Origin of the sequence: Citrobacter farmeri (genome assembly GCF_019048065.1) — a bacterium.
GTDB classification, from domain to species: domain Bacteria; phylum Pseudomonadota; class Gammaproteobacteria; order Enterobacterales; family Enterobacteriaceae; genus Citrobacter_A; species Citrobacter_A farmeri.
This window is the reverse complement of sequence record NZ_CP077291.1, coordinates 3,958,661-3,974,242: the sequence shown is the minus strand read 5'-3', so window position 1 is coordinate 3,974,242 and position 15,582 is coordinate 3,958,661. Positions and strand designations below refer to the sequence as shown.

Here is a 15,582-nt window from a genome sequence, read left to right as displayed (position 1 = left end):
AGCACACTGAATTTGTTGTTCTGTAGGCCGGATAAGGCGTTTACGCCGCCATCCGGCACTGCTCAATGGTTACTTAATCCCGTCCGCTTTCATGCGATCGCGAATATGTTGCGCACGTTCTGCGGAGGCCGGGTGATCGTCAAACATGGAACTCTGACGACCCTCTTCCAGTTTCGCCAGTTTTTCGAAGCTGGTGGCAAGACCCGCCGGGTTGATGCCGCGCTTGCGCAACAGATCGTACGAGTAGTCGTCTGCTTCTGATTCCTGCCGCTGGGAGAACTGCGAGTTCACCAGTTTTTCCCCCAGATCGCCGAGCTGTGACTGCGACAGGCTGCCGACAATCCCGCCTGCAGAGGCCGCAGCGGCGCGAACGGCGTTGGTACCCAGCGCTACCTGCATACCTTTCTTCACGTGTCCGAGCGCAACGTGGCCCATTTCATGGCCAATCACCGCTTCGACTTCGTTATCCGTCATCATGTCCATCAGGCCGCTATATACGCGAATACAGCCGTTCGCCATCGCGAAGGCGTTCACGTCTTTCGCCATGTAGACCTTATAGTTTACCGCTTGTCCGTTGATGTTATCGCCGAGCGCCGCGGCGATTTTACTCAGGCGCTTCGCGTACTCGCTGCTGGCAGGCGCGATGGTTGCTTTACCATCCATTTCCGTACAGGCCTGATTGCTTAATGCGATGACCTGCGCGTCGCTGAGGCTGTAGGCCTGAAAAGCCTCGGCACCCGAGGAGAGCAGTCCATTGGAGTTCATATTCTGGCAACCGGTCAGCACCGTCGCCATACCCATAGCAAGCAGTAACGCGCGAATCTTCATGTTTTTTCTTCCACACGAAATGAGGATTGTTCAAAAAGTGCGCCATTTGCAGATGAATCAGCGCTGACGCTAAGTATAAAGAAAAGAACAACAAGCGGGCGAGCAGATTGCGCAACATGCGAGTGTGATCCAGAGATTTCTGAAGCGGCAAAAGGATGCTCCATGTACATGACCGGCGGCTTGGGTTACATTGTTCGCACTTTTTTCCGGCGTAGCCCAAAACGCGCTGTCGTCAAGTCGTTGCGGGTATGGCCTTCATCATCCGATCTGGAGTCAAAATGTCCTCACGTAAAGAGCTTGCCAATGCTATTCGTGCGCTGAGCATGGACGCAGTACAGAAAGCCAAATCCGGTCACCCGGGTGCCCCGATGGGTATGGCTGACATTGCCGAAGTCCTGTGGCGTGATTTCCTGAACCACAATCCAGGCAACCCGTCCTGGGCCGATCGTGACCGTTTTGTGCTGTCTAACGGTCACGGCTCCATGTTGATTTACAGTCTGCTGCACCTCACCGGTTACGATCTGCCGATGTCTGAGCTGCAGAACTTCCGTCAGCTGCATTCCAAAACCCCGGGTCACCCGGAAGTGGGTTATACCGCGGGTGTTGAAACCACCACTGGTCCGCTGGGTCAGGGGATTGCGAACGCGGTCGGTATGGCTATCGCTGAAAAAACACTGGCGGCACAGTTCAACCGTCCGGGTCATGACATCGTTGACCATTACACCTATGCGTTCATGGGCGACGGCTGCATGATGGAAGGTATCTCTCATGAGGTATGCTCTCTGGCCGGTACGCTGAAGCTGGGTAAACTGGTTGCATTCTACGATGACAATGGCATCTCTATCGATGGTCACGTTGAAGGCTGGTTCACCGACGATACCGCTAAACGTTTCGAAGCCTACGGCTGGCACGTTGTGCGCGGCGTTGACGGTCATGATGCTGATGCTATCAAACGCGCAGTTGAAGAAGCTCGCGCCGTAACCGATAAGCCGTCCCTGCTGATGTGCAAAACGATCATCGGTTTCGGTTCCCCGAACAAAGCCGGTACTCATGACTCTCACGGTGCGCCGCTGGGTGATGCCGAAATCGCGCTGACCCGCGAACAACTGGGCTGGAAATACGCGCCGTTCGAAATCCCGTCTGAAATCTATGCTCAGTGGGATGCGAAAGAAGCAGGCCAGGCAAAAGAATCTGCATGGAATGAAAAATTCGCCGCTTACGCGAAAGCGTTCCCGCAGGAAGCCGCTGAATTCACTCGTCGTATGAAAGGCGAAATGCCGTCTGACTTCGATGCGAAAGCGAAAGAATTCATTGCTAAACTCCAGGCCAACCCGGCGAAAATTGCCAGCCGTAAAGCGTCTCAGAATGCAATCGAAGCCTTCGGCCCGCTGTTGCCTGAGTTCCTCGGCGGCTCCGCCGACCTGGCGCCGTCTAACCTGACCCTGTGGTCTGGTTCGAAAGCCATTAACGAAGATACCGCCGGTAACTATATCCATTACGGTGTTCGTGAATTCGGTATGACCGCGATTGCCAATGGTATCTCCCTGCACGGCGGTTTCCTGCCGTACACCTCTACCTTCCTGATGTTCGTGGAATATGCCCGTAATGCGGTGCGTATGGCTGCGCTGATGAAACAGCGTCAGGTGATGGTCTACACCCACGACTCTATCGGTCTGGGCGAAGATGGCCCGACTCACCAGCCGGTTGAGCAGGTGGCTTCTCTGCGTGTGACTCCGAATATGTCCACATGGCGTCCGTGTGACCAGGTGGAATCTGCGGTGGCGTGGAAGTACGGCGTTGAGCGTCAGGACGGTCCGACCGCGCTGATCCTCTCCCGTCAGAACCTGGCACAGCAGGAGCGTACTGCGGAGCAACTGGCAAACATCGCTCGCGGTGGCTACGTACTGAAAGATTGCGCAGGCCAGCCTGAGCTTATCTTCATCGCGACCGGTTCTGAAGTTGAACTGGCGGTGGCTGCATGGGACAAACTGACCGCAGAAGGCGTAAAAGCGCGCGTGGTTTCCATGCCGTCTACCGACGCGTTCGACAAACAGGATGCCGCGTACCGTGAATCCGTGCTGCCGAAAGCGGTTACCGCTCGTGTGGCAGTGGAAGCCGGAATCGCTGACTACTGGTTCAAATACGTGGGCCTGAATGGCGCGATCGTTGGCATGACCACCTTCGGTGAATCTGCTCCGGCAGAGCTGCTGTTCGAAGAGTTTGGCTTCACCGTCGACAACGTTGTCGCGAAAGCAAAAGCGCTGCTGTAATCATCCTTACAACAGTCTTTAACGGGTCGCTTCGGCGACCCGTTATCATCTGGAAAGGTAATTATTTTTGATTAGGCAATCGCTTATTGTTGATGTGGTTCACAAAGTTGATATTTAGTGGGTTTTCATATTTGCAATGTCTATCACATAATTACTCTTGCTATTTTTTATTTTAAATGCAACTCACTGTTTTTTAATGAATTGTATTATTACCCCTTTTACCTGGCTCTGTTTTTCCCTCGATTGATTTCATTTTGCCGCGCGCGTATTTTGTTTTTAGCGATAAGTTGTACCCTAAAAATAAAATAAGGATAATTTATGCGGTTGATTGACTATTTTCCTGAAGCCTCTATTTCAATAAAAACGATGGCAAAGAACTGGCAGGAAGCCATTGATTTTTCCATGTCATCATTGCTGTTAAATAATTATGTGAATGCCAATTATATCCAGGCTATAAAAGATTCGACGATCAACAATGGTCCTTATTATATTCTGGCTCCTGGTGTGGCTATGCCTCATGCTCGCCCGGAATGTGGTGCGTTAAAAACAGGTATGTCATTAACCCTACTTAAACAGGAAGTGCAGTTTGCCGACGATGATGAACCCGTAAAATTACTTATTGGGTTATCAGCGGCGAATGCCGATTCACATATCGGCGCTATCCAGGCTTTAAGCGAACTATTATGTGAAGAGGAAAACCTGGCAGCATTACTTGCTGCTAAATCAGAAAAACAGCTGGCGGATATTATCGCCCGCGCATAATCATTTTCTCCTCGACAGGATATTATCATGGAACACAAGTCTGCTCGTGCAAAGGTCCAGGCTTTTGGGGGATTTTTGACTGCAATGGTCATCCCTAATATCGGTGCTTTTATTGCCTGGGGTTTTATTACTGCATTATTTATTCCGACCGGGTGGATGCCCAATGAGCATTTCGCCAAAATAGTCGGCCCGATGATTACCTATTTGCTACCCGTGATGATTGGTTCCACCGGCGGACATCTGGTGGGCGGAAAGCGTGGGGCGGTCATGGGGGGAATCGGTACGATCGGCGTGATTATTGGCGCGGATATCCCAATGTTCCTCGGCTCAATGATCATGGGGCCTCTGGGTGGTCTGGTGATTAAATACATCGATCGCCTGCTGGACCAGCGTATTCCCGCGGGTTTTGAAATGGTGATTAATAACTTCTCTTTAGGCATCGCCGGGATGTTATTGTGCCTGCTGGGGTTTGAAGTCATTGGCCCGGCGGTACTCATTGCCAATAACTTTGTGAAAGAGTGTATTGAATCACTGGTACATGCGGGTTATCTGCCACTGCTTTCATTGATTAATGAACCTGCGAAAATCCTTTTTCTGAATAATGCGATCGACCAGGGCGTTTATTATCCGCTGGGCATGCAGCAGGCCTCGGAGACGGGAAAATCCATCTTCTTCATGGTTGCCTCAAACCCTGGCCCCGGTTTAGGTTTACTGCTGGCGTTTGCTTTCTTTGGGAAAGGGATGGCGAAGAAATCTGCACCTGGCGCCATGATTATCCATTTTCTCGGCGGTATCCACGAACTCTACTTCCCGTATGTGCTGATGAAGCCACTGACCCTGATCGGCATGATTGCCGGGGGAATGAGCGGAACATGGGTCTTTAATCTGCTAGGGGGTGGTCTGGTCGCGGGGCCCAGTCCGGGATCGATTTTCGCTTACCTGGCATTAACGCCAAAAGGTGCTTTCCTTGCCACGATTGCGGGCGTCACGGCGGGAACGCTGGTGACCTTTGTCATTACTTCCTTCATCCTGAAAATGGAGAAAAATAGCGAAGTCGAAAACAAAGATACCTTCAGCGATTCCGCTACCGCCGTCAAAACGATGAAGCAGGAAGGCAATTTTTCCTGGCGCAATGTCAAACGTATCGCCTTTGTATGCGATGCGGGCATGGGGTCCAGTGCGATGGGGGCAACGACGTTTCGTAAGCGTCTGGAAAAAGCCGGGTTGTCTATCGATGTCAAACATTACGCCATCGAAAATGTCCCTGATGATGCCGATATTATTGTAACTCACGCCAGTCTTGAGGGACGCGTTAAGCGAGTGAGTCATAAGCCCTTGGTGTTGATAAAAAACTATATTGGCGATCCGCTCCTTGACGATTTATTTAATCACTTAACGTCGAATTAGCATTTCTGGTTCCTGGAGTAAATATGAAAACGAAAGTTGCTGCAATATATGGCAAACAGGATGTCCGTATCCGTGAGTTTGAATTACCTGAAATTACGGAAAATGAACTGTTAGTCAGCGTGATTTCTGACAGTGTATGCTTATCCACCTGGAAGGCCGCGACATTAGCCAGTGAACATAAGCGTGTTCCTGACGATCTGGAGAATCACCCGGTGATTACCGGCCATGAATGTGCAGGGATTATTGTCGACGTCGGAAAAAACCTGACCGAAAAATATAAGAAAGGGCAGCGTTTTGTTTTACAACCTGCAATGGGATTGCCAAGCGGTTATTCTGCAGGATACAGCTACGAATATTTCGGTGGTAATGCCACGTATATGATTATCCCTGAAGTCGCGGTAAATCTGGGGTGCGTATTGCCGTACCACGGTTCTTATTTTGCGGCCGCGTCGCTGGCGGAACCGATGTGCTGCATTATTGGTGCTTATAAAGCGAATTATCATACAACGCCTTATGTTTATGAGCATCGAATGGGAATTAAACCCGGCGGCAATATCGCCCTTTTAGCCTGCGCCGGGCCAATGGGGATTGGTGCAATTGATTATGCCATTAACGGTGGGATCCAACCGTCGCGCGTGGTGGTTGTGGATATCGATGAAGCACGTCTGGAGCAGGCTAAAAAGCTGCTCCCGGTCGAACGGGCGGCGAGCAAGGGAATCGAGCTCATCTATGTGAATTCGTCTGGTATGGCTAACCCTGCGACGCAACTGCGTGAATTAACCGGCGGAGCCGGGTTTGATGACGTTTTTGTCTATGCCGCCGTGCCGGCCGTCGTGGAGATGGCTGACGATATACTGGCCGAAGACGGTTGCCTGAACTTCTTTGCAGGCCCAACGGAGAGTCGCTTTAAAGTCCCCTTTAATTTTTACAACGTGCATTACAACAGTACACACGTGGTCGGAACCTCAGGCGGTTCTACTGATGATATGAAAGAGGCGATTGCGCTGAGCGCAACGGGCCAGCTTCAGCCGTCGTTTATGGTGACCCATATTGGCGGTCTTGATGCGGTGCCAGATACCGTGCTGAACTTGCCGGATATTCCGGGCGGCAAGAAGCTTATCTATAACGGTGTGACGATGCCGCTGACGGCCATTGCTGATTTCGCCGAGAAAGGTAAAACCGATCCGTTGTTCAGGGAACTGGCGCGGTTAGTTGCACCGACGCACGGTATCTGGAACGAAAAGGCAGAGAGATACCTGCTGGCGCAGTTTGGCGTGGATATTGGCGAGGCGGCGGCATGAAGTCTCTGGCATGGCCGTTATTTCGCATCACGGAACAGGCTGCGCTGGCGGCCTGGCCGCAAACCGGCTGCGGCGATAAGAACAAAATCGATGGTCTGGCGGTTAGCGCGATGCGCTCAGCCCTGAATGATATTGCCATTCGCGGGCGCATTGTCATTGGCGAGGGCGAGATCGATCACGCACCGATGTTGTGGATTGGCGAAGAGGTAGGCAGCGGCAGCGGACCGGAGGTTGATATCGCCGTCGACCCCATCGAAGGTACCCGGATGGTCGCAATGGGGCAGAGCAATGCGCTGGCGGTAATGGCATTTGCGCCACGGGGAAGTCTGTTACATGCCCCTGATATGTACATGAAAAAACTGGTTGTTAATCGGCAGGCGAAAGGGGTGATTAATCTGGCGCATCCCCTGGCGGACAATTTGCGTCATGTGGCGAAAGCGCTGGGCAAACCCCTGGAGCGACTGCGCATGGCTACGCTTGATAAACCGCGCCTTCAGCCGGCGATTGCCGAAGCCACGCAGTTGGGGGTGAAAGTCTTTGCCCTGCCTGATGGCGATGTGGCGGCCAGTGTTCTGGCCTGTTTGCAGGATAACCCTTATGACCTGATGTACACGATTGGCGGTGCGCCAGAAGGCGTGATTTCCGCCTGCGCGGTGAAAGCGTTGGGGGGCGATATGCAGGCCGAGCTGATTGATTTTTGTGAAGCGAAAGGAGACACCGCAGAACATCGTCTGATTGCCGCCCGGGAGCGCCAGCGCTGTGCGGAAATGGGCGTCGAGGTTAATCGGGTCTATGCGCTTGATGAGCTGGTGGCGGGAAATAATGTCCTCTTTAGCGCGACTGGAGTGACCGGCGGCGATCTTGTGAATGGGATCCAGCAGGTCGCGAAAGGGGTGCGCACGCAAACTTTACTGATCGGCGGCGCGGATCGAACGTGTAATATAATAGACTCTCTGCATTCATGGTGATTGATCGGGAAACGAATGACGACGCTGACAGAAGACGATGTGCTGGAGCAACTGGATGCTCAACATAACTTACTTTCGTTTATGACGACGGCACATAACATTTTGCTGCAAGGCGTTAAGCGCTTTCTGCCGTCGCTATTTGTCGATAACGATGAAGAGATTGTGGAATATGCAGTAAAGCCGTTACTTGCCCAGAGTGGGCCGCTTGATGATATTGACGTTGCGCTACGCCTGATTTATGCGCTGGGAAAAATGGATAAATGGCTTTATGCCGACATTACGCATTTTTCTCAGTTTTATCAGTATGTCAGCGAACGGGATGAGAGCCCAGGATTTGCCGATGACATCACCTGGGATTTTATCAGCAACGTCAACAGTATCACCCGTAATACGACCTTATACAGCGCGCTGGAGTCGATGAAATTTGCCGACTTTGCGGCGTGGTCTGAGGTGCGTTTTTCCGGAATGGTCAAGACGGCAATGACGCTGGCGGTGACGACAATTTTGAAGGAATTAACACCGTGAAAATCGGACTGATGGTCAACGGGTTGCGGGTTGAAGCCCATTATGATGATGATGAGATAGAGAACGTTCACAAACCGTTATTACAACGACTGGCCAGGCTCCATTGCGCGAATGCCAGGCGACGCACGATTGTTTTTCTGAGTGCGCCGCCCGGTACCGGGAAATCCACACTGACCACGTTCTGGGAATTTCTCTCTCGTCAGGCGCCCTCTCTGCCGGAGATCCAGACGCTGCCGATGGATGGTTTCCATCACTACAATGACTGGCTGGATACCCATAATTTACGCGCATACAAAGGGGCACCAGAGACGTTTGACGTTGATAAACTGGCGCAGAATTTGCGGCAGATAAGGGAAGGCGAAGGGACCTGGCCACAGTATGATCGGCAAAAGCACGATCCGGTAGAAGACGCGATTGCGGTGAGCGCGCCGATTGTCATTGTGGAAGGCAACTGGCTGCTACGGGATGATGAAAGATGGCGGGCGTTGGCGAGGTTTTGCGATTTTTCCCTGTTTATTCGCGCGCCAGCGGAAGCCCTGCATGCACGGCTGGTGGAGCGCAAACTGGCTGGCGGATTATCGCCAGCCGATGCCGAGGCGTTTTATCTGCGTACAGATGGGCCGAATGTGCGTCGGGTTCTGGAGAACAGTCGGCCAGCCGACCTTACTCTGGAGATGGCGGTGTCAGGAGCGTATCGGATTCAGTGAGCGTTTTATTATGGAGTCGAACAACCCGCGAGAAGTGACGCTGGATAAACGTAGCGTCATGGCTTATGGCGACAACGCGGGTTCCCCGTTCACGGCAGACGGCAAGCCAGTTTTCAAACACGGCTTGCCAGTGCTGGTCGAAATCCCGGTTGGGTTCATCCAGAAGCAGTACTGTGGGTCGCATGGCTTCCAGACTGGCGACGGCAACCATGCGTCGTTGCGCGGTATGGAGATCCAGCGGATGCGCGTCAGCCACGTCCTGCAAATGGCACAGCCGTAACGCGGCCTGCGTGCGGCGGTTAATGTCGTCGGCTGGCAACTGCTGTAGCTTTAAACCAAAAGCCACTTCATCGGCAACGTTACTGTGAAAGATCTGATTTTCCGCTTCCTGAAACAAGACCCCAAAATGTCTGGCGCGCTGACGATTTTTGAGCTGCGCAAGCGGCGTTTGCTGGAAGATGACCGAGCCGGAACAAGGGGAAAGCAATCCGGCCATAATTCTCAAAAGCGTGGATTTTCCTGCGCCATTATCGCCCGTTAACGCCAGCCATTCTCCCTCTCTGAGTTCCAGTGAAATGTCACGTAAGCAGTCATCTGCTGCGTTCGGCCAGCGATAATTTATCTGATGTAACGTCAACATAGGGGTATTAGCGCTCCGTCACGCAGTTGCCATGCCTGGTGGCAGCGAGTAAGAAAGGGGAAATGATGACGTTCGAAAAGCACGATGAGAGAATGTTGTGCCAGCGCCCATTGTTGCAACCGCGCCAGTAGCATGTCGGTGGCCTGCAATGTCAGGCGGCTGAACGCTTCATCCAGTATGAGTAATTTCGGCATCATCGCGAGCGCGCTGGCAATCACTACGCGCTGCGTTTCTCCGCCGGAGAGTGTCCCGGGATGGCGATGGCGCAGCGGCTCACACGCTGTCAGAGTAAGCGCCGCATCAATCCGGCGCATAATCTCCGCTTCATCCAGACAGAGGTTTTCCGGGCCAAACGCAACCTCTTCTTCAACGCTGAAAGTACAGCCGGAAAGCTGCAGATAAGGCGATTGTTGCACAAGCTGGATAGTGGCCGCCTGCTCGACAAGCGGCAATTTACCGACAGGATTACCCAACAGCGTTCCTTTGCCCTGAATTTCACCTGGCAGGAAATCCGGATACCAGCCCGCCATAAGCTGCGCCAGCGTGCTTTTCCCGCTACCGTTATCCCCTAATATTGCCACCATTCCGGGCGCTGAATGGTGGAATGTAAAGCACGACGCTGGACGTGTGGCATGGAGAGGAAGATAGCGAAACTGTTCTAGTGTAACCATATCCAGACTCCTGTCTCTGCCACTATCAATACCAACATGGCGTAACGTGCCAGACGCTGGAAGGTGCTATCTTTCGGCGCCCATAGCGTTGTCCGCGCGCGATGCAGGCGAAATCCCCGCATATCCAGCGCCGCGCCGCGTACCGCTAAATCGTTGAGCGCATTATGGGTGAGTGGCACGATCAAGGCAGGCATTGTACGTAAACGTTGATGCCACGCTTCATCCAGCGGTACGCCGCGAGCCCGCTGTGCCTCATGAATAATCGCCAGTTGCCGTTTGAGCTGTTCAACGACCAGCAACGGACCGGCGAGCAGATACGCGATGCCCGGTGGCAGACGTGATGCGAACAGCGCCCGGATAAAGCGTTGAACCGGCACGTATTGCATCCACAGTTGAGACGTCGAAACAATGGCCATAATTCGTAGCCACAGCGTGATAGCGTCCGCCCAGCGCTGGGGATCCCGTGGGCGACCGCTGATCCATTCCGTCAGCCAGCCACCATGCACCAGCCACAGTCCGACCCCCAAGGAGAACATTAGCCAGGCCACGTATTTTGCCCGTCGTCGCGTTGACTTCCCCGCCAACAGACTGAGAAAGGTTACCGCGCTGTATACCGGCAGAACGGTCTGCGCGGGAAGAAGCAAGGTGGAACTGGCCGCCAGCGCCCACAATGTCAATGAGGTAAACGGGTGCATTTAACGCACGGCTGACATTGTTGGAAAGTGGCGTGTCGTACGTAACGGCAACTGGCGCAAAAGGGTCCAGACGATAATCGCGGTCAGAATTTTATCGACTAAATTTGCCCCCAGTACGGTAATGGCAACAGACTCCACCAGATTCTGACCAACAGAGTGCATCCAGGCGACAAATAAATCGGCGCCGCTGCCGGTTACGCCGCCAAATAATGTGGTGCGTAATGGCACTGCGACCAGCGTAACGGCCAGGGTAATGACGACTCCACTGGCGATCACTTTTGGCAATGTGCGAAACCAACCGGCCCGTGCCAGCCACCCGGCGACGAGACCGATAACCATCGCCACTGGCGCAAAGGCCGCGGCGATCGGATCGGTTAACAGACCCCAAAGTAAATTTGTCAGCAGGCCAGTCAACATGCCGATGACTGGCCCCAGCAGAACGGCGCTGATCAACGTACCAATAGAGTCGAGAAAAATGGGAAGTTTAAGCATGCTAATAAGCTGACCACCTACCATATTAATCGCGATGGCAATGACAATTAGCACTAAAGACTGGCTGGAAAACGGGCGACGCGCCATAAGTAACCTCTTACTGAGTCGTTGATACACGGGGTGAGATATGCAGTTCGTCATAGCCGGAAAGGAGGCAGGGCTGACGGCTAAACTCCAGTGCTGTGAGTTCGCCAATCACCAGTTCAAGCGTTGTGCGCACGGTACAACCAGGCATCATATGTCCGCCGAGCATCGCGCCTTGCGGATCTGAGACACTCAGGTGCAGATGCTCGCCGGTCAACTCCAGCGTGCCATTCAGTGCAATGACCTCCCATGTTCCCGTCAGCAATGTTGTTGTTTCTTGTCCGGCATAGCGCAGAGCGACATTCGTCAGGCTGCCGGTGCAACCGGCGATCCAGCCGGCGCGTAGCGAGTGCTGTTGAATAAATTCATGGAGTTGGGAAAAAACTTCCAGGCCTGGTTGCAGGCGAAGGGCGTAAAAGCGGGCTTCTGATGCAGGGGGAATTGATGTGGTCATCATTTGCTGGTCTCCGAGACTCGGACGTAGCGTCAATCATATAGACGCTGACGAATGTGCTCTCTGATATAAATCAGGATTTTCGCCACGGCAACGAAAAGATCTTGCTACGCTTATTCGCGATTCTGGAATAAATTCCGTGATAGTGGGGGCGGAAATGTGATGTAGGTCAGATAACTGTCTTCTCCAACTGGACAATCATTCCTTTTATTCCCCGTTTCGCTTATTCTAGCTGAAGCGTTTCAGTCGATTAAATGTTCGACAAATAATCAATCAGTCGCAGTTTGCGACAGGTAAGGTTTCCCTGAACGATGCGCTGGATTACTCTGTCAGCCACATCTGAATCGGGATAGCCTTGCAGGAGATCTATGACCGTACGCGTAGCGATTAATGGCTTCGGTCGCATCGGACGTAATGTGGTTCGTGCTTTATATGAATCCGGACGTCGGGCGGAAATCACCGTGGTGGCAATCAATGAACTGGCGGATGCCTCGGGCATGGCGCATTTATTGAAATATGACACCAGTCATGGACGTTTTGCATGGGACGTTCGCCAGGAGCGCGAGCAGCTCATGGTTGGCGACGACGCGATTCGCATTCTGCATGAGCCCTCGCTTGACGCGCTGCCCTGGCGCGAACTGGGCGTTGATATTGTGCTGGATTGTACGGGCGTCTACGGGAACCGCGAACACGGCGAGGCGCATATCGCCGCCGGCGCGAAGAAAGTGCTCTTTTCACATCCTGGCAGCAACGATCTCGACGCCACCGTGGTATTTGGCGTCAATCAGGATCAACTGCGCGAGGAACACCGCATCGTCTCCAATGCTTCCTGCACCACGAATTGTATTATTCCCATTATCAAATTATTGGATGATGCCTATGGCATAGAATCCGGTACGGTGACTACCATTCACTCCGCGATGCACGATCAGCAGGTTATTGATGCATACCATCCTGACCTGCGTCGTACGCGGGCGGCGAGTCAGTCGATCATTCCGGTGGATACCAAACTGGCGGCTGGCATCACCCGTATTTTCCCGCAGTTTAACGATCGTTTCGAAGCGATTGCGGTGCGGGTACCGACGATAAACGTCACGGCAATCGACTTAAGCGTGACGGTGAAGAAGCCAGTAAAAGCTAATGAAGTCAACCAGTTGCTGCAAAAAGCGGCACAAGGTGCATTTCATGATATAGTTGACTATACGGAATTACCGTTGGTCTCAGTCGATTTTAATCATGACCCGCATAGCGCCATTGTCGATGGTACGCAAACGCGGGTCAGTGGCGCGCACCTTATTAAGACACTGGTCTGGTGTGACAATGAATGGGGCTTTGCTAACAGAATGCTCGACACCACGTTAGCGATGGCTGCAAAAGGTTTCAGGTAGGGCGCGAAGGCGCCTGCAAAACTTTATCAAGAATCAACGAGAGGATTCACCATGTCTGTAATCAAGATGACCGATTTGGATCTTGCTGGTAAACGTGTTTTTATCCGTGCGGATCTGAACGTACCAGTTAAAGAAGGGAAAGTGACCAGCGATGCGCGTATCCGTGCTTCTCTGCCGACCATCGAACTGGCCCTGAAACAGGGTGCTAAAGTCATGGTAACTTCCCACCTGGGTCGTCCTACCGAAGGCGAGTACAACGAAGAATTCTCTCTGCTGCCGGTTGTTAATTACCTGAAAGACAAACTGTCTAACCCGGTTCGCCTGGTAAAAGATTACCTCGACGGCGTTGAAGTGGCTGCGGGTGAACTGGTGGTTCTGGAAAACGTTCGCTTTAACAAAGGCGAGAAGAAAGACGACGAAGCGCTGTCTAAAAAATACGCCGCACTGTGCGACGTGTTCGTGATGGACGCCTTTGGTACGGCTCACCGTGCGCAGGCTTCCACTCACGGTATCGGCAAATTTGCTGACGTCGCGTGTGCCGGTCCGTTGCTGGCAGCAGAACTGGATGCGCTGGGTAAAGCGCTGAAAGAACCGGCTCGTCCGATGGTTGCTATCGTGGGTGGTTCTAAAGTTTCTACCAAACTGACCGTTCTGGACTCACTGTCCAAAATCGCTGACCAACTGATCGTTGGCGGCGGCATCGCGAACACCTTCGTTGCTGCTCAGGGCCACAATGTGGGTAAATCCCTGTACGAAGCCGATCTGGTTGATGAAGCCAAACGTCTGCTGACCACTTGTGATATCCCGGTTCCGACTGATGTTCGCGTTGCGACCGAGTTCTCTGAAAGCGCTGCAGCTACGCTGAAATCTGTAAACGACGTGAAAGAAGACGAGCAGATCCTGGATATCGGCGACGCTTCTGCACAGCAGTTGGCTGAAATCCTGAAGAATGCGAAAACCATTCTGTGGAACGGTCCGGTTGGCGTGTTTGAATTCCCGAACTTCCGTAAAGGGACTGAAATCGTGGCTAACGCGATTGCAGACAGCGACGCGTTTTCTATCGCCGGTGGTGGCGACACTCTGGCTGCTATCGACCTGTTCGGTATTGCTGACAAAATCTCCTACATCTCCACTGGCGGCGGCGCATTCCTCGAATTCGTGGAAGGTAAAGTTCTGCCTGCAGTAGCGATGCTCGAAGAGCGCGCTAAGAAGTAAGACACTCATGGGCAGGGAAACCTGCCCAATTTTCAGCGCGCTTTAGTAGCACGCACCCCTTTCCAAGGCCGAAGATACAGGACTCGTAACATGTCTAAAATTTTTGATTTCGTAAAACCTGGCGTTATCACCGGTGATGACGTACAGAAAGTTTTCCAGGTAGCAAAAGAAAACAACTTCGCTCTGCCAGCAGTTAACTGCGTGGGTACCGACTCTATCAACGCCGTACTGGAAACCGCAGCAAAAGTTAAAGCGCCGGTTATCGTACAGTTCTCCAACGGCGGCGCTGCGTTCATCGCGGGTAAAGGCGTGAAAACTGACGTTCCTCAGGGTGCGGCAATCATGGGCGCGATCTCTGGTGCGCACCACGTACATCAGATGGCTGAGCACTACGGTGTTCCGGTTATCCTGCACACTGACCACTGCGCGAAGAAACTGCTGCCGTGGATCGACGGTCTGCTGGATGCGGGTGAAAAACACTTCGCGGCCACCGGTAAACCTCTGTTCTCTTCTCACATGATCGACCTGTCTGAAGAGTCACTGGAAGAGAACATCGAAATCTGCTCCAAATACCTGGCGCGTATGTCCAAAATGGGCATGACCCTGGAAATCGAACTGGGTTGCACCGGTGGTGAAGAAGATGGTGTGGACAACAGCCACATGGACGCTTCCGCCCTGTACACCCAGCCGGAAGACGTTGATTACGCGTATACCGAGCTGAGCAAAATCAGCCCGCGTTTCACCATCGCTGCGTCCTTCGGTAACGTACACGGCGTTTACAAGCCGGGTAACGTGGTTCTGACCCCAACCATCCTGCGCGACTCTCAGGACTATGTTTCTAAGAAACACAACCTGCCGCACAACAGCCTGAACTTCGTCTTCCACGGTGGTTCCGGTTCTACTGCTCAGGAAATCAAAGACTCCGTAAGCTACGGTGTAATCAAAATGAACATCGATACCGATACCCAATGGGCGACCTGGGAAGGTGTTCTGAACTATTACAAAGCAAACGAAGCTTACCTGCAGGGTCAGTTGGGCAACCCGAAAGGCGAAGATCAGCCGAACAAGAAATACTACGATCCGCGCGTATGGCTGCGTGCTGGCCAGACTTCCATGATCACGCGTCTGGAACAGGCTTTCAAAGAACTGAATGCGATCGACGTTCTGTAATGTCG

General features: G+C 52.8%; 17 protein-coding genes. 10 read left to right on the top strand and 7 right to left on the bottom strand.

Going from position 1 to position 15,582, the window contains the following annotated elements; translation table 11 throughout:
• Positions 1–69: 69 nt before the first annotated feature.
• On the bottom strand, positions 70–828 hold the full coding sequence (gene loiP / locus I6L53_RS18610; RefSeq protein ID WP_042324079.1) for a metalloprotease LoiP: 759 nt from the start codon (positions 826–828) through the stop codon (positions 70–72).
• On the bottom strand, positions 825–992 hold the full coding sequence (locus I6L53_RS18605; protein ID WP_156970473.1) for a hypothetical protein: 168 nt from the start codon (positions 990–992) through the stop codon (positions 825–827). The genes loiP and I6L53_RS18605 overlap by 4 nt, the downstream gene beginning before the upstream one ends.
• A 114-nt stretch (positions 993–1,106) precedes the next feature.
• On the opposite strand from I6L53_RS18605, the gene tkt reads away from it, so the two are divergent.
• The 7 genes from tkt to I6L53_RS18570 all read left to right on the top strand — a co-directional run bounded on the left by tkt (position 1,107) and on the right by I6L53_RS18570 (position 8,768).
• Positions 1,107–3,098: a transketolase gene (tkt, locus tag I6L53_RS18600; protein WP_042324077.1), complete on the top strand. Its 1,992-nt coding sequence runs from the start codon at positions 1,107–1,109 to the stop codon at positions 3,096–3,098.
• A 318-nt stretch (positions 3,099–3,416) separates the two neighbouring features.
• The gene (cmtB, locus tag I6L53_RS18595) at positions 3,417–3,860 is read left to right on the top strand and encodes a PTS mannitol transporter subunit IIA (protein WP_042324075.1); all 444 of its coding nucleotides are present in this window, start codon (positions 3,417–3,419) and stop codon (positions 3,858–3,860) included.
• A 27-nt stretch (positions 3,861–3,887) separates the two neighbouring features.
• Positions 3,888–5,267 (top strand): PTS mannitol transporter subunit IIBC, encoded by a 1,380-nt coding sequence (locus I6L53_RS18590; protein ID WP_042324073.1) that lies wholly within the window; start codon positions 3,888–3,890, stop codon positions 5,265–5,267.
• Between the two features lie 23 nt (positions 5,268–5,290).
• Positions 5,291–6,568: a zinc-binding dehydrogenase gene (locus tag I6L53_RS18585; protein ID WP_042324070.1), complete on the top strand. Its 1,278-nt coding sequence runs from the start codon at positions 5,291–5,293 to the stop codon at positions 6,566–6,568.
• Positions 6,565–7,536 carry a class II fructose-bisphosphatase gene (gene glpX, locus I6L53_RS18580; protein WP_042324069.1) on the top strand — a complete coding sequence of 324 codons (972 nt, stop codon included), beginning with the start codon at positions 6,565–6,567 and terminating at the stop codon, positions 7,534–7,536. The genes I6L53_RS18585 and glpX overlap by 4 nt, the downstream gene beginning before the upstream one ends.
• A gap of 15 nt (positions 7,537–7,551) precedes the next feature.
• Positions 7,552–8,061 (top strand): MltR family transcriptional regulator, encoded by a 510-nt coding sequence (locus I6L53_RS18575; RefSeq protein ID WP_042324067.1) that lies wholly within the window; start codon positions 7,552–7,554, stop codon positions 8,059–8,061.
• Complete coding sequence (locus tag I6L53_RS18570; protein ID WP_042324065.1) at positions 8,058–8,768, top strand: nucleoside/nucleotide kinase family protein; 711 nt, start codon at positions 8,058–8,060, stop codon at positions 8,766–8,768. The genes I6L53_RS18575 and I6L53_RS18570 overlap by 4 nt, the downstream gene beginning before the upstream one ends.
• Here the strand turns inward: I6L53_RS18570 and I6L53_RS18565 are convergent.
• The 5 genes from I6L53_RS18565 to I6L53_RS18545 are packed head-to-tail and all read right to left on the bottom strand — an operon-like array spanning position 8,725 to position 11,804.
• Positions 8,725–9,408, bottom strand: a complete 684-nt coding sequence (locus I6L53_RS18565) for an ABC transporter ATP-binding protein (protein ID WP_042324064.1) — start codon at positions 9,406–9,408, stop codon at positions 8,725–8,727. The genes I6L53_RS18570 and I6L53_RS18565 overlap by 44 nt on opposite strands.
• Positions 9,402–10,079, bottom strand: coding sequence for an energy-coupling factor ABC transporter ATP-binding protein (locus tag I6L53_RS18560; RefSeq protein ID WP_042324063.1), 678 nt, complete (start codon positions 10,077–10,079; stop codon positions 9,402–9,404). The genes I6L53_RS18565 and I6L53_RS18560 overlap by 7 nt, the downstream gene beginning before the upstream one ends.
• Positions 10,067–10,774: an energy-coupling factor transporter transmembrane component T gene (locus tag I6L53_RS18555; RefSeq protein WP_042324062.1), complete on the bottom strand. Its 708-nt coding sequence runs from the start codon at positions 10,772–10,774 to the stop codon at positions 10,067–10,069. Before I6L53_RS18555 ends, I6L53_RS18560 begins: the two co-directional genes overlap by 13 nt.
• Positions 10,775–11,353, bottom strand: coding sequence for an ECF transporter S component (locus I6L53_RS18550; protein ID WP_042324060.1), 579 nt, complete (start codon positions 11,351–11,353; stop codon positions 10,775–10,777).
• A 10-nt stretch (positions 11,354–11,363) separates the two neighbouring features.
• On the bottom strand, positions 11,364–11,804 hold the full coding sequence (locus tag I6L53_RS18545) for a PPC domain-containing DNA-binding protein (protein WP_042324145.1): 441 nt from the start codon (positions 11,802–11,804) through the stop codon (positions 11,364–11,366).
• Between the two features lie 368 nt (positions 11,805–12,172).
• Between I6L53_RS18545 and epd the strand changes: the two genes are divergently transcribed.
• The 3 genes from epd to fbaA all read left to right on the top strand — a co-directional run bounded on the left by epd (position 12,173) and on the right by fbaA (position 15,577).
• Positions 12,173–13,192: an erythrose-4-phosphate dehydrogenase gene (gene epd / locus I6L53_RS18540; RefSeq protein ID WP_042324057.1), complete on the top strand. Its 1,020-nt coding sequence runs from the start codon at positions 12,173–12,175 to the stop codon at positions 13,190–13,192.
• 51 nt (positions 13,193–13,243) lie between these two features.
• On the top strand, positions 13,244–14,407 hold the full coding sequence (gene pgk, locus I6L53_RS18535) for a phosphoglycerate kinase (RefSeq protein WP_042324055.1): 1,164 nt from the start codon (positions 13,244–13,246) through the stop codon (positions 14,405–14,407).
• Between the two features lie 90 nt (positions 14,408–14,497).
• Positions 14,498–15,577 carry a class II fructose-bisphosphate aldolase gene (gene fbaA / locus I6L53_RS18530; RefSeq protein ID WP_042324053.1) on the top strand — a complete coding sequence of 360 codons (1,080 nt, stop codon included), beginning with the start codon at positions 14,498–14,500 and terminating at the stop codon, positions 15,575–15,577.
• Positions 15,578–15,582: the final 5 nt, after the last annotated feature.

Excerpts from the sequence above, each read along its gene's own strand:
- loiP (WP_042324079.1), bottom strand. The coding sequence starts at position 828 with ATGAAGATTCGCGCGTTACTGCTTGCTATGGGTATGGCGACGGTGCTG.
- I6L53_RS18605 (WP_156970473.1), bottom strand. The coding sequence starts at position 992 with ATGGAGCATCCTTTTGCCGCTTCAGAAATCTCTGGATCACACTCGCAT.
- tkt (WP_042324077.1), top strand. The coding sequence starts at position 1,107 with ATGTCCTCACGTAAAGAGCTTGCCAATGCTATTCGTGCGCTGAGCATG.
- cmtB (WP_042324075.1), top strand. The coding sequence starts at position 3,417 with ATGCGGTTGATTGACTATTTTCCTGAAGCCTCTATTTCAATAAAAACG.
- I6L53_RS18590 (WP_042324073.1), top strand. The coding sequence starts at position 3,888 with ATGGAACACAAGTCTGCTCGTGCAAAGGTCCAGGCTTTTGGGGGATTT.
- I6L53_RS18585 (WP_042324070.1), top strand. The coding sequence starts at position 5,291 with ATGAAAACGAAAGTTGCTGCAATATATGGCAAACAGGATGTCCGTATC.
- glpX (WP_042324069.1), top strand. The coding sequence starts at position 6,565 with ATGAAGTCTCTGGCATGGCCGTTATTTCGCATCACGGAACAGGCTGCG.
- I6L53_RS18575 (WP_042324067.1), top strand. The coding sequence starts at position 7,552 with ATGACGACGCTGACAGAAGACGATGTGCTGGAGCAACTGGATGCTCAA.
- I6L53_RS18565 (WP_042324064.1), bottom strand. The coding sequence starts at position 9,408 with ATGTTGACGTTACATCAGATAAATTATCGCTGGCCGAACGCAGCAGAT.
- I6L53_RS18560 (WP_042324063.1), bottom strand. The coding sequence starts at position 10,079 with ATGGTTACACTAGAACAGTTTCGCTATCTTCCTCTCCATGCCACACGT.
- I6L53_RS18555 (WP_042324062.1), bottom strand. The coding sequence starts at position 10,774 with ATGCACCCGTTTACCTCATTGACATTGTGGGCGCTGGCGGCCAGTTCC.
- I6L53_RS18550 (WP_042324060.1), bottom strand. The coding sequence starts at position 11,353 with ATGGCGCGTCGCCCGTTTTCCAGCCAGTCTTTAGTGCTAATTGTCATT.
- I6L53_RS18545 (WP_042324145.1), bottom strand. The coding sequence starts at position 11,804 with ATGACCACATCAATTCCCCCTGCATCAGAAGCCCGCTTTTACGCCCTT.
- epd (WP_042324057.1), top strand. The coding sequence starts at position 12,173 with ATGACCGTACGCGTAGCGATTAATGGCTTCGGTCGCATCGGACGTAAT.
- pgk (WP_042324055.1), top strand. The coding sequence starts at position 13,244 with ATGTCTGTAATCAAGATGACCGATTTGGATCTTGCTGGTAAACGTGTT.
- fbaA (WP_042324053.1), top strand. The coding sequence starts at position 14,498 with ATGTCTAAAATTTTTGATTTCGTAAAACCTGGCGTTATCACCGGTGAT.